Source organism: Streptomyces platensis, from assembly GCF_008704855.1.
In the GTDB taxonomy this organism is placed as follows: Bacteria; Actinomycetota; Actinomycetes; order Streptomycetales; family Streptomycetaceae; genus Streptomyces; species Streptomyces platensis.
Genome location: NZ_CP023691.1, coordinates 1,669,776 through 1,688,701, shown reverse-complemented (window position 1 = coordinate 1,688,701; position 18,926 = coordinate 1,669,776). Strand labels below are relative to the sequence as shown.

The 18,926-nt window shown below is 70.7% G+C and carries 18 protein-coding genes; 17 read left to right on the top strand and 1 reads right to left on the bottom strand.

The window, feature by feature from the left end; all coding sequences use genetic code 11:
• Positions 1-3: 3 nt before the first annotated feature.
• The 11 genes from ruvX to nusB all read left to right on the top strand — a co-directional run bounded on the left by ruvX (position 4) and on the right by nusB (position 10,006).
• Entirely contained in the window at positions 4-468 is a 465-nt protein-coding gene (gene ruvX / locus CP981_RS07160; RefSeq protein ID WP_085924537.1) for a Holliday junction resolvase RuvX, read from the top strand.
• A 128-nt stretch (positions 469-596) separates the two neighbouring features.
• Positions 597-2,276 carry an endolytic transglycosylase MltG gene (gene mltG, locus CP981_RS07150; RefSeq protein WP_085924536.1) on the top strand — a complete coding sequence of 560 codons (1,680 nt, stop codon included), beginning with the start codon at positions 597-599 and terminating at the stop codon, positions 2,274-2,276.
• Positions 2,276-3,103: a shikimate dehydrogenase gene (locus tag CP981_RS07145; RefSeq protein WP_085924535.1), complete on the top strand. Its 828-nt coding sequence runs from the start codon at positions 2,276-2,278 to the stop codon at positions 3,101-3,103. Before mltG ends, CP981_RS07145 begins: the two co-directional genes overlap by 1 nt.
• Before the next feature lie 147 nt (positions 3,104-3,250).
• Entirely contained in the window at positions 3,251-4,435 is a 1,185-nt protein-coding gene (gene aroC, locus CP981_RS07140; protein ID WP_085924534.1) for a chorismate synthase, read from the top strand.
• Complete coding sequence (locus CP981_RS07135; protein WP_085924533.1) at positions 4,432-4,989, top strand: shikimate kinase; 558 nt, start codon at positions 4,432-4,434, stop codon at positions 4,987-4,989. The genes aroC and CP981_RS07135 overlap by 4 nt, the downstream gene beginning before the upstream one ends.
• The gene (gene aroB / locus CP981_RS07130) at positions 4,986-6,077 is read left to right on the top strand and encodes a 3-dehydroquinate synthase (protein ID WP_085924532.1); all 1,092 of its coding nucleotides are present in this window, start codon (positions 4,986-4,988) and stop codon (positions 6,075-6,077) included. Before CP981_RS07135 ends, aroB begins: the two co-directional genes overlap by 4 nt.
• A gap of 73 nt (positions 6,078-6,150) precedes the next feature.
• Positions 6,151-6,600 (top strand): type II 3-dehydroquinate dehydratase, encoded by a 450-nt coding sequence (gene aroQ, locus CP981_RS07125; protein ID WP_085924531.1) that lies wholly within the window; start codon positions 6,151-6,153, stop codon positions 6,598-6,600.
• Between the two features lie 254 nt (positions 6,601-6,854).
• On the top strand, positions 6,855-7,763 hold the full coding sequence (locus CP981_RS07120) for a Pro-rich N-terminal domain-containing protein (RefSeq protein WP_085924530.1): 909 nt from the start codon (positions 6,855-6,857) through the stop codon (positions 7,761-7,763).
• A 69-nt stretch (positions 7,764-7,832) separates the two neighbouring features.
• A complete protein-coding gene (locus tag CP981_RS07115; protein ID WP_085924529.1) occupies positions 7,833-8,939 on the top strand; it encodes an aminopeptidase P family protein in 1,107 nt (368 codons plus the stop codon).
• A 66-nt stretch (positions 8,940-9,005) separates the two neighbouring features.
• The gene (efp, locus tag CP981_RS07110) at positions 9,006-9,572 is read left to right on the top strand and encodes an elongation factor P (protein WP_085924528.1); all 567 of its coding nucleotides are present in this window, start codon (positions 9,006-9,008) and stop codon (positions 9,570-9,572) included.
• Positions 9,573-9,574: 2 nt separating this feature from the next.
• Positions 9,575-10,006 (top strand): transcription antitermination factor NusB, encoded by a 432-nt coding sequence (gene nusB, locus CP981_RS07105; RefSeq protein WP_042156860.1) that lies wholly within the window; start codon positions 9,575-9,577, stop codon positions 10,004-10,006.
• A gap of 184 nt (positions 10,007-10,190) precedes the next feature.
• On the opposite strand, the gene bldD is transcribed toward nusB, so the two are convergent.
• A complete protein-coding gene (bldD, locus tag CP981_RS07100) occupies positions 10,191-10,691 on the bottom strand; it encodes a transcriptional regulator BldD (protein ID WP_018087605.1) in 501 nt (166 codons plus the stop codon).
• A 221-nt stretch (positions 10,692-10,912) separates the two neighbouring features.
• Between bldD and pyrR the strand changes: the two genes are divergently transcribed.
• The 6 genes from pyrR to carB all read left to right on the top strand — a co-directional run bounded on the left by pyrR (position 10,913) and on the right by carB (position 18,916).
• Positions 10,913-11,503 carry a bifunctional pyr operon transcriptional regulator/uracil phosphoribosyltransferase PyrR gene (gene pyrR, locus CP981_RS07095; RefSeq protein WP_085924527.1) on the top strand — a complete coding sequence of 197 codons (591 nt, stop codon included), beginning with the start codon at positions 10,913-10,915 and terminating at the stop codon, positions 11,501-11,503.
• Positions 11,504-11,596: 93 nt separating this feature from the next.
• Positions 11,597-12,574 carry an aspartate carbamoyltransferase catalytic subunit gene (locus tag CP981_RS07090; protein WP_085924526.1) on the top strand — a complete coding sequence of 326 codons (978 nt, stop codon included), beginning with the start codon at positions 11,597-11,599 and terminating at the stop codon, positions 12,572-12,574.
• A 4-nt stretch (positions 12,575-12,578) separates the two neighbouring features.
• On the top strand, positions 12,579-13,865 hold the full coding sequence (locus CP981_RS07085) for a dihydroorotase (protein WP_085924525.1): 1,287 nt from the start codon (positions 12,579-12,581) through the stop codon (positions 13,863-13,865).
• Positions 13,862-14,473: a PH-like domain-containing protein gene (locus CP981_RS07080; RefSeq protein WP_085924524.1), complete on the top strand. Its 612-nt coding sequence runs from the start codon at positions 13,862-13,864 to the stop codon at positions 14,471-14,473. Before CP981_RS07085 ends, CP981_RS07080 begins: the two co-directional genes overlap by 4 nt.
• Positions 14,470-15,612 carry a glutamine-hydrolyzing carbamoyl-phosphate synthase small subunit gene (carA, locus tag CP981_RS07075; protein WP_042156852.1) on the top strand — a complete coding sequence of 381 codons (1,143 nt, stop codon included), beginning with the start codon at positions 14,470-14,472 and terminating at the stop codon, positions 15,610-15,612. The genes CP981_RS07080 and carA overlap by 4 nt, the downstream gene beginning before the upstream one ends.
• Positions 15,605-18,916, top strand: coding sequence for a carbamoyl-phosphate synthase large subunit (gene carB, locus CP981_RS07070; RefSeq protein ID WP_085924523.1), 3,312 nt, complete (start codon positions 15,605-15,607; stop codon positions 18,914-18,916). The genes carA and carB overlap by 8 nt, the downstream gene beginning before the upstream one ends.
• Positions 18,917-18,926: the final 10 nt, after the last annotated feature.

Sequence of the window (18,926 nt, the reverse complement as noted above, 5' to 3'; positions counted from 1 at the left end):
GAGATGCGACGCGGCCGGCGCATCGCCGTGGATGTCGGGGACGCCCGTATCGGGGTCGCCTCGTGCGACCCCGACGGGGTCCTCGCCACCCCCGTCGAGACCGTGCCGGGACGTGACGTCCCGTCAGCACACCGTCGGCTCAAGGCGATCGTCGAGGAGTACGAGCCCCTCGAAGTCGTGGTCGGCCTGCCCCGCTCCCTCAATGGGGGAGAGGGGCCGGCCGCGGCCAAGGTCCGGGCCTTCGCCCAGGAGATGGCCCGGAACATCGCCCCCGTAGGGGTCCGGCTGGTCGACGAGCGGATGTCGACGGTCACCGCCACCCAGGGGCTGCGGGCCTCCGGGGTCCGGAGCAAGAAGGGCCGCTCGGTGGTCGACCAGGCCGCCGCGGTGGTGATCCTGCAGAGCGCGCTGGAGACCGAACGTGTCTCCGGGGAACCTCCGGGCGAGAGCGTCGAAGTGGTCATCTGATCGCGGTACGGTAACGTTCCGCGCGATGTGCGGCGTTCGAACAGCCGCGCGTGCAAGTAGAGGCGGACCGGGTTACAGCAAGCGCACTGCCGGGCCGGAGTGCACCGCCTCTCGGCTCTAGGGGATCGATGACCGAGTATGGCCGGGGCTACGGCTCCGAACCGTGGCATCCCGAGGACCCGCTCTACGGAGACGGTTCCTCCAGAGGCCAGGACCAGCAGCCTCAGTGGGACGGGCAGCAGGCCCACCGGTACCCCCAGCAGCAGGCCGACCCGTATGCCCAGCAGCACTACAACGGCGGCTGGGACGGGACGCAGGGCGGGCAGGTCCCCTACGACCCCTACGATGCGTACGACCCCTACGGGCAGCAGCCACCGGCCGACCCGTACGGCGGGGCGAACCCCGACTACTACGCCGCTCCCGAGGCCTATCCGCCGCAGCCCCAGCACCCGCAGCAGCAGGGGATGCAGGCCCAGCAGCCCCAGCAGGGGATGCAGCAGCAACAGCAGTACCAGCAGTCGCCGCATCCCCAGCAGCGGGAGCCCTACTACGACGAGGGCACCGGGGCCGGCGACGACTGGCGGGCCGAGCCGGAGCCGCGCGAGCCGGAGCCGGAGCACGCGTTCTTCGCGGACCACGGCGATGACGACGACCGCGACGACCACGACCCGCGCGAGGAGGGCCGTGGCGGCCGCGACCGCCGCGGCAAGAAGAACAAGAAGAACAAACGGCACAGCGGCCGGACCTGCCTGGTCGTCACGCTGTTCTTCGCCGGAGCCGTCGGCGTCGTCGGCTATTTCGGCTATGACTTCATCATGAGCCACTTCGGTTCGGCCCCCGACTACGAGGGCGAAGGAACCGGCGAGGTCCAGGTCGACGTCCCGGAGAATTCCACGATCCTTCAGATGGGTCTGGCCCTCAAGAAGGCAGGCGTGGTCAAGAGCGCCGACGCGTTCTCCGAGGCGGCCGTTGACAGCAAGAAGGACAAAATCCTTCAGCCGGGGACCTATTCCCTGCGCAAGCACATGTCCGCGGCCTCGGCCGTCGAGCTGATGGTGGACCCCAAGAGCCGCAACGGCCTCACGATCCGTGAAGGGCTGCGCTCCGGCGACGTCTACAAACTCATCGACAAAAAGCTCCACCTTAAGACCGGCACGACCAAGGGCATCGCCAAGACCGAGTCCAAGAGCCTCGGCCTGCCCTCGTGGGCCAACGACTCCGCGAAGATAAAGGACCCGCTGGAGGGGTTCCTCTATCCGTCGACGTACAGCGTGGGGGAGAACACGAAGCCGGCGGCGGTCCTGAAGCAGATGGTGGCGCGGGCGAATCAGGTCTATGCGAAGTACGACCTGGAGCGGAATGCGCAGAAGCTGCACCTCGATTCGCCGATGCAGCTGCTCACCGTCGCCAGCCTCACGCAGGCCGAGGGTAAGTACAAGCATGACTTCGACCGGGTCGCACGGGTCGTCTACAACCGTCTCAAGCCGAACAACACCGAGACCTACGGTCTGCTCGATTTCGACTCGACGGTGAACTACGCCCGGTCCAAGAGCACCCTCGACACCGGCTCCGTCGACAATCTGCGGAACTTCAACGACCCCTACAACACCTACAAGTTCAAGGGACTGCCGCCGGGGCCGATCGGCAACCCCGGTGAAGAGGCGCTGAAGTCGGCGATCCACCCGACCAAGGGCAACTGGTACTACTTCGTCTCGATCAATCCGGAAAAGACGCTGTTCGCGGAGACGAACGAAGAGCACGAACGCAACCGCCGTATTTACCTCAAGGAACAAGAGAAAGCCAAGTAATGAGCACCACCCGTCGGGCTGCGGTACTCGGCTCCCCGATCGCCCATTCCCTTTCCCCGGTGCTGCACCGTGCCGCGTATGCGGAACTGGGGCTGGCGGACTGGGCGTACGACCGCTACGAGGTCGACGAGGCGGCATTGCCCGGTTTTCTGGAGAAGCTCGGCCCCGAGTGGGCGGGCCTGTCGCTGACCATGCCGCTCAAGCGCGCGGTGATTCCGCTGCTCGACGAGGTCAGTGAGGTCGCGGCGTCCGTTGAGGCCGTCAATACGGTGGTCTTCACCGAGGGCGGCCGGAGCGTGGGCGACAACACCGACATCCCCGGCATGCTCGCCGCGCTGCGTGAGCGCGGGGTGGAGCAGGTCGAGCGGGCGTCGGTCCTGGGGGCCGGGGCCACCGCCTCCTCCGCGCTCGCCGCGCTCTCCCGGATCTGCACCGGCGAGGTCACCGCGTATGTCCGCAGCGCGGCGCGCGCCGACGAGATGCGCGGCTGGGGCGAGCGGCTCGGCGTCACGGTCCGCACCGCCGCCTGGGAGGACGCCGCCGCGGCCTTCGAGGCGCCGCTGACCATCGCCACCACCCCGGCGGGGACCACCGACGCGCTCGCCGCCGCGGTCCCCGACCGGCCCGGCACGCTCTTCGACGTGCTCTACGAGCCCTGGCCGACGGCGCTGGCCACGGCCTGGTCCGACCGCGGCGGCGCCGTGGTCGGCGGCCTCGACCTCCTGGTCCACCAGGCCGTGCTCCAGGTGGAGCGGATGACGGGCCGCTCCCCGGCGCCGCTGGCCGCGATGCGCACGGCGGGCGAGGCGGCGCTCACCGCCCGCTGACCCTCCGTACCGGGCTCTTCCGCCCGGACCGTCCCGTACGTCCCCGCGCGCCCGGTCCGCACCCTGGACTGGGCGCCGGTCGTCCCGCGCGACGTGGGAGGATCGGGGAGAGACCGTACGCGGATGAGCAGTACATGAGGAGCACCGTTGAGCAGGTTGCGCTGGCTGACGGCGGGGGAGTCGCACGGCCCCGCACTCGTGGCGACGCTGGAGGGCCTTCCGGCCGGCGTGCCGATCACCACGGAGATGGTGGCGGACGCGCTGGCCCGGCGCCGGCTCGGCTATGGCCGCGGTGCCCGGATGAAGTTCGAGCAGGACGAGGTCACCTTCCTGGGCGGGGTGCGGCACGGTCTGTCGATGGGCTCGCCGGTGGCGATCATGGTCGGCAACACCGAGTGGCCCAAGTGGGAGCAGGTGATGGCGGCCGACCCGGTGGACCCGGAGGAGCTGGCCGCGCTGGCCCGTAACGCGCCGCTGACCCGTCCCCGCCCCGGCCACGCCGACCTCGCCGGTATGCAGAAGTACGGCTTCGACGAGGCCCGCCCGATCCTGGAGCGCGCCTCCGCCCGCGAGACCGCCGCCCGGGTCGCCCTCGGCACGGTCGCCCGTTCCTTCCTCAAGGAGACGGCCGGCATCGAGATCGTCTCGCACGTCGTCGAGCTGGCCGCGGCCAAGGCCCCGTACGGCGTGTACCCCAAGCCCTCCGACGTCGAGAAGCTGGACGCCGACCCGGTGCGCTGCCTGGACGCGGACGCGAGCAAGGCGATGGTCGCCGAGATCGACCAGGCCCACAAGGACGGCGACACCCTCGGCGGAGTCGTCGAGGTGCTGGCCTACGGCGTGCCGGTGGGCCTCGGCTCGCATGTGCACTGGGACCGGCGGCTGGACGCCCGGCTGGCCGCCGCCCTCATGGGCATCCAGGCCATCAAGGGCGTCGAGGTCGGCGACGGCTTCGACCTGGCGCGGGTGCCGGGCTCGAAGGCCCATGACGAGATCCTCGCGACCGACGGCGGCATCAGGCGCAGCTCGGGCCGCTCCGGCGGCACCGAGGGCGGGCTGACCACCGGCGAGCTGCTGCGGGTGCGCGCCGCGATGAAGCCGATCGCGACCGTGCCGCGGGCGCTGGCGACCATCGATGTGAGCACCGGCGAGGCGGCCAAGGCGCACCACCAGCGCTCGGACGTCTGCGCGGTGCCGGCCGCCGGCATCGTCGCCGAGGCCATGGTGGCGCTGGTGCTGGCGGACGCCGTGGTGGAGAAGTTCGGCGGCGACAGCGTGCCGGAGACCCGCCGCAATGTGCGGAACTTCCTCGACAACCTGGCGATCAAGTGACGTCCCCGGTCGTCGTGCTGATCGGCCCGCCCGGGGCCGGTAAGTCGACAGTGGGCGCACTGCTGGCCGAGCGGCTGGGCGTCGGCTACCGGGACACCGACGCCGATATCGTCGCCACGGCCGGCCGGCCGATCGCCGAGATCTTCATCGACCAGGGCGAGCCGCACTTCCGCGACCTGGAACGGGCCGCGGTGCGTGACGCGCTCGACGGCCACCCGGGCGTGCTCTCGCTCGGCGGCGGCGCGATCCTCGACGAGGGCACCCGCAAGCTGCTGACCGGACTGCCGGTGGTCTTCCTGGACGTGCAACTCGCGGACGCCGTCAAGCGGGTGGGCCTGGACGCGCCCCGCCCGCTGCTGGCCGTCAACCCGCGCAAGCAGTGGCGCGAGCTGATGGAGCGGCGCCGCCCGCTGTACACCGAGGTCGCGCGCGCCGTGATCGACACGGGGGAGCGCTCCCCCGAGCAGGTCGCCGAGGCGATCCTGGACGCTTTGGAGCTACGGCCGGCCGCGGGAGACGCCCCGCGGGCCGCCCACAGGGAGGAACAGGCATGACGGAGCAGGCCACCCGTATCCAGGTCGGCGGCACGGCGGGCACCGATCCGTACGAAGTGCTCGTCGGGCGGCAGCTGCTCGGTGAACTCCCCGGCCTGATCGGCGAGGGCGTCAAGCGCGTCGCGGTGCTGCACCCGGAGGCGCTGGCCGCCACCGGCGAGGCGCTGCGCGAGGACCTCGCCTCCCAGGGCTACGAGGCGATCGCCATCCAGCTGCCGAACGCCGAGGAGTCCAAGACCGCCGAGGTCGCGGCCTACTGCTGGAAGGCGCTCGGCCAGTCCGGCTTCACCCGCAGCGATGTGATCGTCGGCGTCGGCGGCGGGGCCACCACCGACCTGGCCGGCTTCGTCGCCGCGACCTGGCTGCGCGGGGTGCGCTGGATCGCCGTGCCGACCACCGTGCTCGGCATGGTGGACGCGGCGGTCGGCGGCAAGACCGGCATCAACACCGCCGAGGGCAAGAACCTCGTCGGCGCCTTCCACCCGCCGGCCGGGGTGCTCTGCGACCTGGCCGCGCTGGACTCGCTGCCGGTCAACGACTACGTCTCCGGCCTGGCCGAGGTCATCAAGGCCGGCTTCATCGCCGACCCGGCGATCCTCGACCTGATCGAGTCGGACCCGGAGGCCGCCAAGCGCCCGGACGGTGCGCACACCGCCGAGCTGATCGAGCGGGCGATCCGGGTCAAGGCCGAGGTGGTCTCCGCGGACCTCAAGGAGTCCGGTCTGCGGGAGATCCTCAACTACGGCCACACCCTCGCGCACGCCATCGAGAAGAACGAGCGCTACAACTGGCGGCACGGCGCGGCCGTCTCCGTCGGCATGGTCTTCGCCGCCGAACTCGGCCGGATCGCCGGCCGCCTGGACGACGCCACCGCCGACCGGCACCGCTCCGTCCTGGAGTCCGTCGGGCTGCCGCTGACCTACCGGGGCGACCAGTGGCCCAAGCTGCTGGAGACCATGAAGGTCGACAAGAAGTCCCGCGGTGACCGGCTGCGCTTCATCGTCCTGGACGGCCTCGCCAGGCCGACCGTCCTGGAGGGCCCGGACCCGGCCATGCTGCTCGCCGCACACGCGGAGATCGCGGCATGAGTGAGCGCAGCGAGCGAATCATCGGGAGGTGCGCGCCACGCGAATGCGGGGCCGAGCGAAGCGAGGTTTCGGCATGACCGGCAAGCCCCGCCGGGTGCTCGTCCTCAACGGGCCCAACCTCGGCCGGCTGGGCTCCCGTGAGCCCGATGTCTACGGCGCCACCTCCTACACCGGACTGGTCGAGGAGTGCACCAGGCTCGGCAAGGAGCTGGGGTTCGACGCCGAGGTCCGGGAGACCAACGACGAGGGCGAGATGATCCGCTGGCTGCACGAGGCCGCCGACGGATCGATTCCGGTCATCATCAACCCCGGTGCCTTCACGCACTATTCGTACGGCATGCGGGACGCGGCGGCCCAGCGCACCGCCCCGCTGATCGAGGTGCACATCTCCAACCCGTACGCCCGCGAGGAGTTCCGCCACAATTCGGTCATCGCGGCCATCGCCAGCGGTACGGTCGCCGGCTTCGGCATCGGCTCCTACCGGCTCGCGCTCCGCGCGCTGGCCGAGGAACTGGGCGACTGACGCCCCTCGGCACATACGGCGCCCCCGGACGTTCCCGCAGCGAGCGCCGGGGGCAGGAGACCCACCGGCCGGGTCCGGGAGGGTACCGTTCGCAGCAGCACCACCCACGCCGACGGCTGTGGGGCACAACGGCCCCTCCGGGCCGGTGGGTTACCGCACGGGGTGCCGGGCAGCCGAGCCCGGTGCCCGGGTGCCACCCGGCGTGAGCCGGGAGCACCGCACCACGTCGACCGCACGAGACGGAGAGCCACCGGATGCACTACGCAGTGGGGGCTCCGCTGCCACCGCCCCGCGGGCAGGCATCAGGACCCGGGGCATCCATGCACTGGACGCCCCACCCGGGAGGGCACACACCGGGAGGGCACACACCGGGAGGGCACCATCCGCCCGCCTCGCCGCCGGTCCCGTCGCCCCCGCCGCAGGCCCCCGCCGCTCCGCCGCCCGCGCAGCAGCCCGCCCCCGCCGGCCAGGGCTGGCACGGGCCCGCACCCCAGCAGGCCCCGCCCACCCAGCCCGGCATGGACGTCACCGGCCATGTGCCGCTGCCCCCGGGCGCCCCGGTGCCGCTGCCCAGCCCGCCCACCGATGCCGCACCGGACGCCGCGCACACGGCCGTCGCGGTGCTGCTCATCGGCCCGGCCGGGGCCGGCAAGACCAGCGTGGCGCGCCACTGGGCCGACACCCGGCGGGTGCCGACCGCGCACATCAGCCTCGACGATGTCCGCGAATGGGTCCGCTCCGGCTTCGCCGACCCGCAGGCCGGCTGGAACGACCACTCCGAGGCGCAGTACCGCCTCGCCCGCCGCACCTGTGGCTTCGCGGCCCGTAACTTCCTCGCCAACGGCATCTCCTGCATCCTCGACGACGCCGTCTTCCCCGACCGGCCGGTCGTCGGCCTCGGCGGCTGGAAGCGGCATGTGGGTCCCGGGCTGCTGCCGATCGTGCTGCTGCCCGGCCTGGAGATCGTGCTGGAGCGCAACGCCCGGCGCAGCGGCAACCGCCGGCTCTCCGACGAAGAGGTGGCCAGGATCCACGGGCGGATGGCCGGCTGGTACGGCTCCGGCCTGCCGATCATCGACAATTCCCAGCACGACGTCGCCACCACGGTCCGGGTGCTGGACGACGTCGTCGCCCGCAGCATCGCCAGCCCGCCCAACTGGTAGGACGGCACCGGTCCCCCGGGCGGCCCCGCTCGACCGGCCGCCTCGGGGGAGTCGCCGTACGCTCGTGATATGTCCGAGTTGTACGCGGCCCGACGCACACGGCTGCGCGACCGCGTAGCCGGGGCCGGAAGTGCCGGCGCACTGATCTCGCGTCCCGCGAACGTCCGCTACCTCACCGGTTGTGCCCCGCCGGGCGCCGCGCTGCTGCTGGGACCGGCCGAGGATCTGCTGCTCTGCGGCAGCCCGCTGAGCGGTGATCCCTCCGAGGGCCGCCCGGCCGAGGACGTACGGGTCGAGGTGCTGCCGACCCGTGGGGGCGACCCGGTCGTGGCGGGCGCCGACCTGGCCGAGAAGGCCGGCGCGGAGCTGCTGGCCGTCGAGGAACACCACCTCACCGTCACCCGGCACCGGGCCCTTTCCCAGGTCGCGCCCCGGCTGCGGCTGACGGATCTGGCCTGCGCGGTCGAGGCGCAGCGGCTGGTCAAGGACGACGACGAGATCGCCTGTCTGCGGATCGCCGCGGAGATCGCCGACCAGGCCCTGGGGGAGCTCCTGGAATCGATCCTGGTCGGCCGTACCGAACGGCATCTCGCGCTGGAACTGGAGCGCCGGCTGGTCGACCACGGCGCGGACGGCCCGGCCTTTCCCACCTCCGTCGCGACCGGCCCGAACGCCGGCCGCCCCGGGCATCTGCCCACCGACCGGCGGGTCGAGGAGGGCGACTTCCTCAGCGTCGGCCTGGGCGCGAATTACCGCGGCTACCGCTGCGAGATCGGCCGGACCTTCGTCATCGGCACCACGCCCTCGGACTGGCAGATCGAGCTGTACGATCTCGTTTTCGCAGCCCAGCGCGCCGGACGCGAGGCGCTCGCACCGGGTGTGGAGTGCCGTGAGGTGGACCGGGTGACCCGCCATGTCCTGGACGCCGCGGGGTACGGGGAACGGCTCGGACCGTGGACCGGGCACGGTGTGGGACTCGAAATCGATGAGGACCCTCAGTTGTCCCCTGCCGCCATGGGTAAACTGGACGCTTGCGTGCCGGTCACCGTCGAGCCGGGGGTTCACATCCCGGGCCGTGGGGGTGTCCGGATCGACGACACACTCGTCGTCCGCCCCGAGGCGGACGGCGGGCCCGAGCTACTCACGATCACGACCAAGGAGCTGCTCGCACTCTGAACCGTAGGGGTTCGGCGTGCGCCGCTCCGGGGTCCCACCACCGGCAGTCCAGGAGATTCCGCAACCGTGGCATCCACGAACGACCTCAAGAACGGCATGGTGCTCAAGCTCGAAGGCGGCCAGCTCTGGTCCGTCGTCGAGTTCCAGCACGTCAAGCCCGGCAAGGGCCCCGCCTTTGTCCGCACGAAGCTCAAGAACGTGCTGTCCGGCAAGGTGGTGGACAAGACCTTCAACGCCGGCGTGAAGGTCGAGACGGCCACCGTCGACAAGCGCGGAATGCAGTTCTCGTACATGGACGGCGACTACTTCGTCTTCATGGACATGGACACCTACGACCAGCTGCACGTCGACCGCAAGGCCGTCGGCGACGCCGCGAACTACCTCATCGAGGGCTTCGAGGCGGTCGTGGCGCAGCACGAGGGCGAGGTGCTCTACGTCGAGCTCCCCGCCGCGGTCGAGCTGACCATCAACCACACCGAGCCCGGTGTGCAGGGCGACCGCTCCACGGGTGGCTCCAAGCCCGCCGAGCTGGAGACCGGCCACTCCATCCAGGTGCCGCTCTTCATCACCACCGGTGAGAAGATCAAGGTCGACACCCGCACGGGCGACTACCTCGGCCGGGTGAACAGCTAACCGTGGCTGCCCGCACCAAGGCCCGTAAGCGCGCCTTCCAGATACTCTTCGAGGCCGACCAGCGCGGTGCCGATGTGCAGTCCGTGCTCGCGGACTGGATGCGGCACGCCCGGACCGATCCGCGACAGCCGCCGGTGAACGAATACACCCTGGAGCTGGTCGAGGGATACGCGGACCATGTCACCCGCATCGACGAGCTGATCTCCACCTACGCGGTCGACTGGGACCTGGACCGGATGCCGGCGGCCGACCGCAGCATCCTGCGGCTCGGTGCCTACGAGCTGCTCTGGGTGGACGACACGCCGGACGCGGTGGCGATCGACGAAGCCGTGCAGCTCGCCAAGGAGTTCTCCACGGACGACTCCCCGGCCTTCGTCAACGGCCTCCTCGGCCGGCTCAAGGAGCTGAAGCCGAGTCTGCGGCGCGAGGCGTAGCAGGCGGTCGGCAGAGCGTGTGAACGGGCCCGGAGCCAAGGGCAAGGCTCCGGGCCCTTCGCATGCCCGCAGAACGCCGTCAGCGGCCTCGTGGGGGTGCCTAGCGGGGAACCGGAGCGCCCCGGAACGCAGAACCGCCGCCCCGGAAGCCCGGGGCGGCGGTACGTTTCTGCGGTGCGAGGGGTCAGAGCTCCTCGTGTGACACGGCACGGCGTGCGTCGGCGTCGAGCACGCCCCAGCTGATCAGCTGCTCGGTCAGCACCGAGGGCGACTGGTCGTAGATGACCGCAAGGGTGCGCAGATCGTCCTGGCGGATCGAGAGCACCTTGCCGTTGTAGTCACCGCGCTGGCTCTGGATGGTGGCGGCGTAGCGCTGCAGCGGGCCGGCCTTCTCCTGCGGGACATGGGCGAGGCGCTCCAGGTCGAGCACCAGCTTCGGCGGCGGCTCGGCCGCTCCGCCCGGTGTCGTGCCCGGAAGCAGTTCCTGGACCGGGACGCCGTAGAAGTCCGCCAGCTCGGCAAGGCGCTGTACGGTCACGGCGCGGTCGCCGCGCTCGTACGAACCCACCACCACGGCCTTCCAGCGGCCCTGGGACTTCTCCTCGACGCCATGGAGAGAAAGGCCCTGCTGGGTGCGGATGGCGCGGAGCTTGGCCCCGAGCTGTTTGGCGTATTCGCTGGACATAAAACTCCCCAGACGGCTCTATCGACATGCGGCTCCGCCGCGGGCTGGTAACTCACTGTGAGGTTACGCAGCGTAATCTGACTTCGTCAAGCGGAACGGGGTAGACCCTCACCCGTCAGGGGTGCCGACGGGCCGTGGCGGGCCCCCTGGTAGCCTTGGGCGCGTAATTCCGACGTCCTTTAAGGTCCGTCCCGTGAGGCGGAGAAGGAGGTCCGTTTCGTATGGACGCAAGCAATTCCGACACGAGGGTTCAGCTCCCCGCGCGGCCGGTGCTCGAAGGCCCGGACATCGCGCGCATGCTCACCCGCATCGCCCACGAGATCGTCGAGCGCGCCAAGGGCGCGGACGATGTGGTGCTCCTGGGGATTCCCACCCGCGGCGTCTTCCTCGCCCGGCGACTGGCCGAGAAGCTCGAAGAGATCACCGGCCGTACGGTTCCGGTCGGCTCGCTCGACATCACGATGTACCGCGACGACCTGCGCCTGGGCCCCGCCCGCACGCTCGCCCGCACGGACATTCCCGCCGACGGCATCGAGGGCCGGGTCGTCCTGCTCGTCGACGACGTCCTCTTCTCCGGGCGCACGATCCGCGCCGCGCTGGACGCGCTGGGCGACATCGGCCGGCCGCGCGCCGTGCAGCTCGCGGTCCTCGTCGACCGGGGCCACCGCGAACTCCCGATCCGCGCCGACTACGTGGGCAAGAACCTCCCCACGTCGCTGCGGGAGACGGTCAAGGTCCAGCTCACCGAGGAGGACGGCCGGGACGCCGTGCTGCTCGGCGTGAAGCACTCCGCCCCGGCCGGCGAGCGATAGCGCACCGCGCACGGACCCGGTGACCCCGGGCCCGCAGGCATGCCCGCTCAACGGACATTCCCGTACACCTCCTTCACCCACGGAGAACACCGGATGAAGCGTCACCTCATCTCGGCCGCCGACCTCACGCGCGACGACGCCGTCCTGATCCTCGACACCGCCGAGGAGATGGCCCGGGTCGCCGACCGGCCGATCAAGAAACTTCCCACGCTGCGCGGACGCACGGTCTGCAACCTCTTCTTCGAGGACTCGACCCGGACCCGGATCTCGTTCGAGGCCGCCGAGAAGCGGCTCTCCGCCGACGTGATCAACTTCGCCGCCAAGGGATCCAGCGTCTCCAAGGGCGAGTCGCTCAAGGACACCGCCCAGACCCTGGAGGCGATGGGCGTCGACGCCGTCGTCATCCGGCACGGCGCCTCCGGCGCGCCCTACCGCCTCGCCACCTCCGGCTGGATCGACGCCCCGGTCATCAACGCCGGCGACGGCACCCACCAGCACCCCACCCAGGCGCTGCTCGACGCCTTCACCATGCGGCGCCGGCTGATCGGCCCGGACGCCGGGCTCGGCCAGGATCTGAGCGGCCGGCGCATCACCCTCGTCGGTGACGTGCTCCACAGCCGCGTCGCGCGCTCGAACGTCGACCTCCTGCACACCCTCGGCGCCGAGGTCACCCTCGTCGCCCCGCCCACCCTGGTGCCGGTCGGCGTCGAGACCTGGCCGTGCGAGGTGTCCTACGACCTCGACCGCGTCCTGCCGAAAACCGACGCCGTGATGATGCTGCGGGTGCAGCGCGAGCGGATGAACGCCGCCTTCTTCCCGACCGAGCGGGAGTACTCGCGCCGCTACGGCCTGGACGGCGAGCGGATGGCGCGGATGCCCGAGCACGCCCTGGTGATGCACCCCGGCCCGATGGTCCGCGGCATGGAGATCACCGCCGAGGTCGCCGACTCCGACCGCTGCACGGTCGTCGAGCAGGTGGCCAACGGCGTCTCCGTCCGCATGGCCGTCCTGTACCTGCTGCTCGGCGGCAACGAACCTGCTGTGACCCACACCCGCACCGAGGAGAAGTAAGTACATGAGCAAGATCCTGATCCGCGGTGCGAAGGTGCTCGGCGGCGATGTCCAGGACGTCCTGATCGACGGCGAGACCATCGAGGCGGTCGGCGCCGGGCTGTCCGCAGAGGGCGCCGACGTCATCGAGGCCGAGGGCAAGATCCTTCTGCCGGGCCTCGTCGACCTGCACACCCACCTGCGCGAGCCGGGCCGCGAGGACTCCGAGACCGTGCTGACCGGTACCCGGGCGGCCGCCTCCGGTGGCTACACCGCCGTGTTCGCCATGGCCAACACCTTCCCCGTCGCCGACACCGCCGGCGTCGTCGAGCAGGTCTACCGCCTCGGCCAGGAGCACGGCTACTGCGATGTGCAGCCCATCGGTGCCGTCACCGTCGGCCTGGAGGGCAGCAAGCTCGCCGAGCTGGGCGCCATGCACGAGTCCGCCGCCGGGGTCACCGTCTTCTCCGACGACGGCAAGTGCGTGCACGACGCCGTGATCATGCGCCGGGCCCTGGAGTACGTGAAGGCCTTCGGCGGCGTCGTCGCGCAGCACGCCCAGGAGCCGCGGCTCACCGAGGGCGCCCAGATGAACGAGGGCATCGTCTCCTCGGAGCTGGGACTCGGGGGCTGGCCGGCGGTGGCCGAGGAATCGATCATCGCCCGGGACGTCCTGCTCGCGGAGCACGTGGGCTCGCGGGTGCACATCTGCCACCTGTCGACCGCCGGCTCCGTCGAGATCGTCCGCTGGGCCAAGTCCCGCGGCATCGACGTCACCGCAGAGGTCACGCCGCACCACCTGCTCCTCACCGACGAGATGGTGCGCACCTACAACCCCGTCTACAAGGTCAACCCGCCGCTGCGCACCGAGCGCGACGTGATGGCCCTGCGCGAGGCCCTCGCCGACGGCACGATCGACATCGTCGCCACCGACCACGCCCCGCACCCGCACGAGGACAAGGACTGCGAGTGGGCCGCGGCCGCCATGGGCATGGTGGGCCTGGAGACCGCGCTGTCGGTCGTGCAGCAGACGATGGTCGAAACCGGCCTGCTGACCTGGGCGGCCGTCGCGGACCGGATGTCCTACGCGCCCGCGCGGATCGGGCAGGCCAAGGGCCACGGCCGCCCCGTCTCGGCTGGTGAGCCCGCCAACCTCACGCTGCTCGATTCCGCTTACCGTGGAGAGGTGGACCCCGCGGGCTTCGCCTCCCGCAGCCGCAACACCCCCTACGAGGGCCGTGAGCTGCCGGGACGCGTCACCCACACCTTCCTGCGGGGCCGGGCAACGGTCGTCGACGGGAAGCTGGCGTGACTCCTCCACTGATCCACCTGGCCGAAGCGCAGAAGTCCGCGCCGGTCACCGACTGGGCCGCCCGGATCTCCTGGGTCGTCGGTCTGCTGGTCTTCGTCGCCTTCGTCTACTGGCTGATGCGCCAGGGCTGGAAGTGGCGCGGCACGCTCCAGGGCGATCTGCCCGAGCTGCCGGCCACCCCGGACGACCTGGGCGAGCCCGAGCTGACCCTCAGCGGCCGCTACCACGGTTCCACCACCGCCGGGCAGTGGCTCGACCGGATCGTGGCCCGTGGTCTGGGCACCCGCAGCCGCGTCGAGCTGACCCTGACCGACCAGGGCCTGGACGTCGTACGGCCGGGCGCCGCGGACTTCTTCGTGCCGGCCGCCGCACTGTGCGGCGCCCGCCTCGACAAGGGCATCGCCGGCAAGGTCCTCCCCGAGGGCGGCCTGCTGATCGTCACCTGGCGGCACGGGGACAAGGAGATCGACTCCGGCTTCCGCTCCGACCGGGCGACCGAGCACCCGGCCTGGGTCGAGGCCGTCAACCGGCTGAGCACCACCGAGCACAGCATCACCGAGCACCACACCAGCACCACCGAGCACACCGAAACGGAAGGCGCACGATGACGACCTCCACCAGGGGGACCGCCAAGATCCCCGCCGTACTCGTCCTGGAGGACGGCCGCACGTTCCGCGGCCGCGCCTACGGGTCCGTGGGGGAGACCTTCGGCGAGGCGGTGTTCTCCACCGGCATGACCGGCTACCAGGAGACGCTGACCGACCCCTCGTACCACCGTCAGGTCGTCGTCATGACCGCCCCGCACATCGGCAACACCGGTGTGAACGACGAGGACCCCGAGTCGCAGCGGATCTGGGTCGCCGGTTACGTCGTCCGCGACCCCGCCCGGCTCCCGTCCAACTGGCGCTCGGTGCGCTCCCTGGACGACGAGCTGGTCGCCCAGGGCGTCGTCGGCATCAGCGGCGTCGACACCCGCGCGCTGACCCGGCACCTGCGCGAGCGCGGTGCCATGCGGGTCGGCATCTTCTCCGGCGAGGCGCTGCCCGACGAGGGCACGATGCTGGCCAAGGTGCGCCAGGCCCCCGAGATGCAGGGCGCCGACCTGTCCACGCAGGTGGCCACCAAGGAGTCCTACGTCGTCCCGGCGATCGGTACGAAGAAGTTCACCGTCGCCGCGATCGACCTGGGCATCAAGGGCATGACCCCGCACCGGATGGCCGAGCGCGGCATCGAGGTGCACGTGCTGCCCGCCACCGCCACCGTCGAGGACGTCTACGCGGTGAACCCGGACGGCGTGTTCTTCTCCAACGGCCCCGGTGACCCGGCCACCGCCGACCACCCGGTCTCCGTCATGCGCGGAGTGCTGGAGCGCAAGACGCCGCTGTTCGGCATCTGCTTCGGCAACCAGATCCTGGGCCGCGCCCTGGGCTTCGGCACCTTCAAGCTCAAGTACGGCCACCGCGGTATCAACCAGCCGGTGCAGGACCGTACGACCGGCAAGGTCGAGGTCACCGCGCACAACCACGGGTTCGCCGTCGACGCCCCGCTCGACAAGGTCTCCGACACCCCCTTCGGCCGCGCCGAGGTCTCCCACGTCTGCCTCAATGACAACGTGGTGGAGGGTCTGCACCTCCTCGACCAGCCGGCCTTCAGCGTCCAGTACCACCCCGAAGCAGCAGCGGGTCCGCACGACGCCGCGTACCTCTTCGACCGCTTCGTATCCCTGATGGAGGGCCAGCGTGCCTAAGCGCACCGATATCCAGTCCGTCCTGGTCATCGGCTCCGGCCCGATCGTCATCGGCCAGGCCGCCGAGTTCGACTACTCCGGCACCCAGGCCTGCCGGGTCCTCAAGGCCGAGGGCCTGCGCGTCATCCTGGTGAACTCCAACCCGGCGACGATCATGACCGACCCGGAGATCGCCGACGCGACCTATGTCGAGCCGATCACCCCGGACTTCGTCGAGAAGATCATCGCCAAGGAGCGCCCCGACGCGCTGCTGCCGACCCTGGGCGGCCAGACCGCGCTGAACACCGCGATCTCGCTGCACGAGTCCGGCACCCTCGACAAGTACAACGTCGAGCTGATCGGCGCCAACGTCGAGGCGATCAACAAGGGCGAGGACCGCGACCTCTTCAAGGACGTCGTCGAGGCCGTCAACCGCAAGATCGGCCACGGCGAGTCCGCCCGCTCGTACATCTGCCACTCCATGGACGACGTCCTGAAGGGCGTCGACGAGCTCGGCGGCTACCCCGTCGTCGTCCGTCCCTCCTTCACCATGGGCGGCGCCGGCTCCGGCTTCGCCCACAACGAGGAGGAGCTGCGCCGGATCGCCGGCCAGGGCCTGACGCTCTCGCCCACCACCGAGGTGCTCCTGGAGGAGTCCATCCTCGGCTGGAAGGAGTACGAGCTGGAGCTGATGCGCGACAAGAACGACAACGTCGTGGTCGTCTGCTCCATCGAGAACTTCGACCCGATGGGCGTGCACACCGGTGACTCGATCACCGTCGCGCCGGCCATGACGCTCACCGACCGCGAGTACCAGATCCTGCGGGACATCGGCATCGCGGTGATCCGCGAGGTCGGCGTCGACACCGGCGGCTGCAACATCCAGTTCGCGGTCAACCCCGAGGACGGCCGGGTCATCGTCATCGAGATGAACCCCCGTGTCTCGCGCTCCTCGGCGCTGGCTTCCAAGGCCACCGGCTTCCCGATCGCGAAGATCGCCGCCCGGCTCGCCGTCGGCTACACCCTCGACGAGATCCCCAACGACATCACCGAGAAGACGCCGGCCTCCTTCGAGCCGACTCTCGACTATGTCGTCGTCAAGGTGCCGCGCTTCGCCTTCGAGAAGTTCCCGGCAGCCGACGCCACGCTGACCACCACCATGAAGTCGGTCGGCGAGGCCATGGCCATCGGCCGTAACTTCCCCGAGGCGCTCAACAAGGCCCTGCGCTCCCTGGAGAAGAAGGGCAGCCAGTTCGACTTCGTCTCCGAGCCGGGCGACAAGGCCGCGCTGCTGGAGAAGTCCCAGGTCCCGACCGACGGCCGGATCAACACGGTCATGGCGGCGATCCGGGCCGGTGCCACCCCGCAGGAGGTCTTCGACGCCACGAAGATCGACCCCTGGTTCGTCGACCAGCTCTTCCTCGTCAAGGAGATCGCCGACGAGATCGCCGCGGCCGACAAGCTCGACCCGGAGATCCTCGCGGACGCAAAGCGCCACGGCTTCTCCGACGTCCAGATCGCCGCGATCCGCGGGCTGCGCGAGGACGTCGTCCGTGAGGTCCGGCACTCCCTCGGGGTCCGCCCGGTCTACAAGACGGTCGACACCTGCGCCGCCGAGTTCGCCGCGAAGACGCCGTACTTCTACTCCTCCTACGACGAGGAGACCGAGGTCGCCCCGCGCGAGAAGCCGGCCGTGATCATCCTCGGCTCCGGCCCCAACCGCATCGGCCAGGGCATCGAGTTCGACTACTCCTGCGTCCACGCCTCGTTCGCGCTCAGCGACGCCGGCTACGAGACCGTGATGGTCAACTGCAACCCGGAGACCGTCTCGACGGACTACGACACCTCCGACCGCCTGTACTTCGAGCCGCTGACGCTCGAAGACGTGCTGGAGATCGTGCACGCCGAGACCCAGGCCGGTCCGGTCGCCGGTGTCATCGTCCAGCTCGGCGGCCAGACCCCGCTGGGCCTGGCGCAGGCGCTCAAGGACAACGGTGTGCCGATCGTCGGCACCTCGCCCGAGGCGATCGACCTCGCCGAGGAGCGCGGCGCCTTCGGCCGGGTGCTGACCGAGGCCGGACTGCCGGCCCCCAAGTACGGCACCGCGTTCTCCTTCGCCGAGGCCCAGCAGATCGCCACCGAGATCGGCTACCCGGTCATGGTCCGCCCGTCCTACGTGCTCGGCGGCCGCGGTATGGAGATCGTCTACGACGAGCCCTCGCTGCGGGAGTACCTCACCCGGCACGCCGGCCTGATCGACCGGCACCCGGTCCTCATCGACCGGTTCCTGGACGACGCCATAGAGATCGACGTGGACGCGCTCTACGACGGCCACGAGCTCTACCTCGGCGGCGTCATGGAGCACATCGAGGAAGCCGGTATCCACTCCGGCGACTCCGCCTGTGCGCTGCCCCCGATCACCCTCGGCGGCTTCGACATCAAGCGGCTGCGCGCCTCGACGGAGGCCATCGCCAAGGGCGTCGGCGTCCGCGGACTGATCAACATCCAGTTCGCGATGGCCGGCGACATCCTCTACGTGCTGGAGGCCAACCCCCGCGCCTCCCGTACGGTGCCCTTCACCTCGAAGGCCACCGCCGTACCGCTCGCCAAGGCCGCCGCCCGGATCTCGCTGGGCGCCACCGTCGCCGAGCTGCGCGCCGAGGGCATGCTGCCCAAGACGGGCGACGGCGGCACCCTGCCGCTGGACGCGCCGATCTCGGTCAAGGAAGCCGTGATGCCCTGGTCGCGGTTCCGCGACATCCACGGCCGCGGGGTGGACACCATCCTCGGCCCGGAGATGCGCTCCACCGGCGAGGTCATGGGCATCGACTCGGTCTTCGGCACCGCGTACGCCAAGTCCCAGTCCGGCGCCTACGGGGCGCTGCCCACCAAGGGCCGCGCGTTCGTCTCGGTCGCCAACCGGGACAAGCGCTCGATGATCTTCCCGGCCCGTGAGCTGGTCGCCCACGGCTTCGAGCTGCTCGCCACCTCCGGCACCGCCGAGGTGCTGCGCCGCAACGGCATCAACACCACCGTGGTGCGCAAGCAGTCCGAGGGCGAGGGCCCGGACGGCGAGAAGACCATCGTCCAGCTCATCCACGACGGCCAGGTCGACCTGATCGTCAACACCCCCTACGGCACCGGCGGCCGGCTGGACGGCTACGACATCCGTACCGCCGCCGTCGCCCGCGGCGTCCCCTGCCTGACCACGGTCCAGGCGCTGGCCGCCGCCGTACAGGGCATCGAGGCCATGTCCCGCGGAGACGTGGGCGTGCGTTCCCTCCAGGAACACGCCGAACATCTCACCGCGGCCCGCCAGGAGTAGCGGTCAGGAG

Bases quoted from the DNA above. Each gene is read 5' to 3' on its own strand.
- ruvX (WP_085924537.1), top strand. From the start codon at position 4: ATGCGACGCGGCCGGCGCATCGCCGTGGATGTCGGGGACGCCCGTATC.
- mltG (WP_085924536.1), top strand. From the start codon at position 597: ATGACCGAGTATGGCCGGGGCTACGGCTCCGAACCGTGGCATCCCGAG.
- CP981_RS07145 (WP_085924535.1), top strand. From the start codon at position 2,276: ATGAGCACCACCCGTCGGGCTGCGGTACTCGGCTCCCCGATCGCCCAT.
- aroB (WP_085924532.1), top strand. From the start codon at position 4,986: ATGACGGAGCAGGCCACCCGTATCCAGGTCGGCGGCACGGCGGGCACC.
- aroQ (WP_085924531.1), top strand. From the start codon at position 6,151: ATGACCGGCAAGCCCCGCCGGGTGCTCGTCCTCAACGGGCCCAACCTC.
- CP981_RS07120 (WP_085924530.1), top strand. From the start codon at position 6,855: ATGCACTACGCAGTGGGGGCTCCGCTGCCACCGCCCCGCGGGCAGGCA.
- CP981_RS07115 (WP_085924529.1), top strand. From the start codon at position 7,833: ATGTCCGAGTTGTACGCGGCCCGACGCACACGGCTGCGCGACCGCGTA.
- bldD (WP_018087605.1), bottom strand. From the start codon at position 10,691: ATGTCCAGCGAATACGCCAAACAGCTCGGGGCCAAGCTCCGCGCCATC.
- pyrR (WP_085924527.1), top strand. From the start codon at position 10,913: ATGGACGCAAGCAATTCCGACACGAGGGTTCAGCTCCCCGCGCGGCCG.
- CP981_RS07090 (WP_085924526.1), top strand. From the start codon at position 11,597: ATGAAGCGTCACCTCATCTCGGCCGCCGACCTCACGCGCGACGACGCC.
- CP981_RS07085 (WP_085924525.1), top strand. From the start codon at position 12,579: ATGAGCAAGATCCTGATCCGCGGTGCGAAGGTGCTCGGCGGCGATGTC.
- carA (WP_042156852.1), top strand. From the start codon at position 14,470: ATGACGACCTCCACCAGGGGGACCGCCAAGATCCCCGCCGTACTCGTC.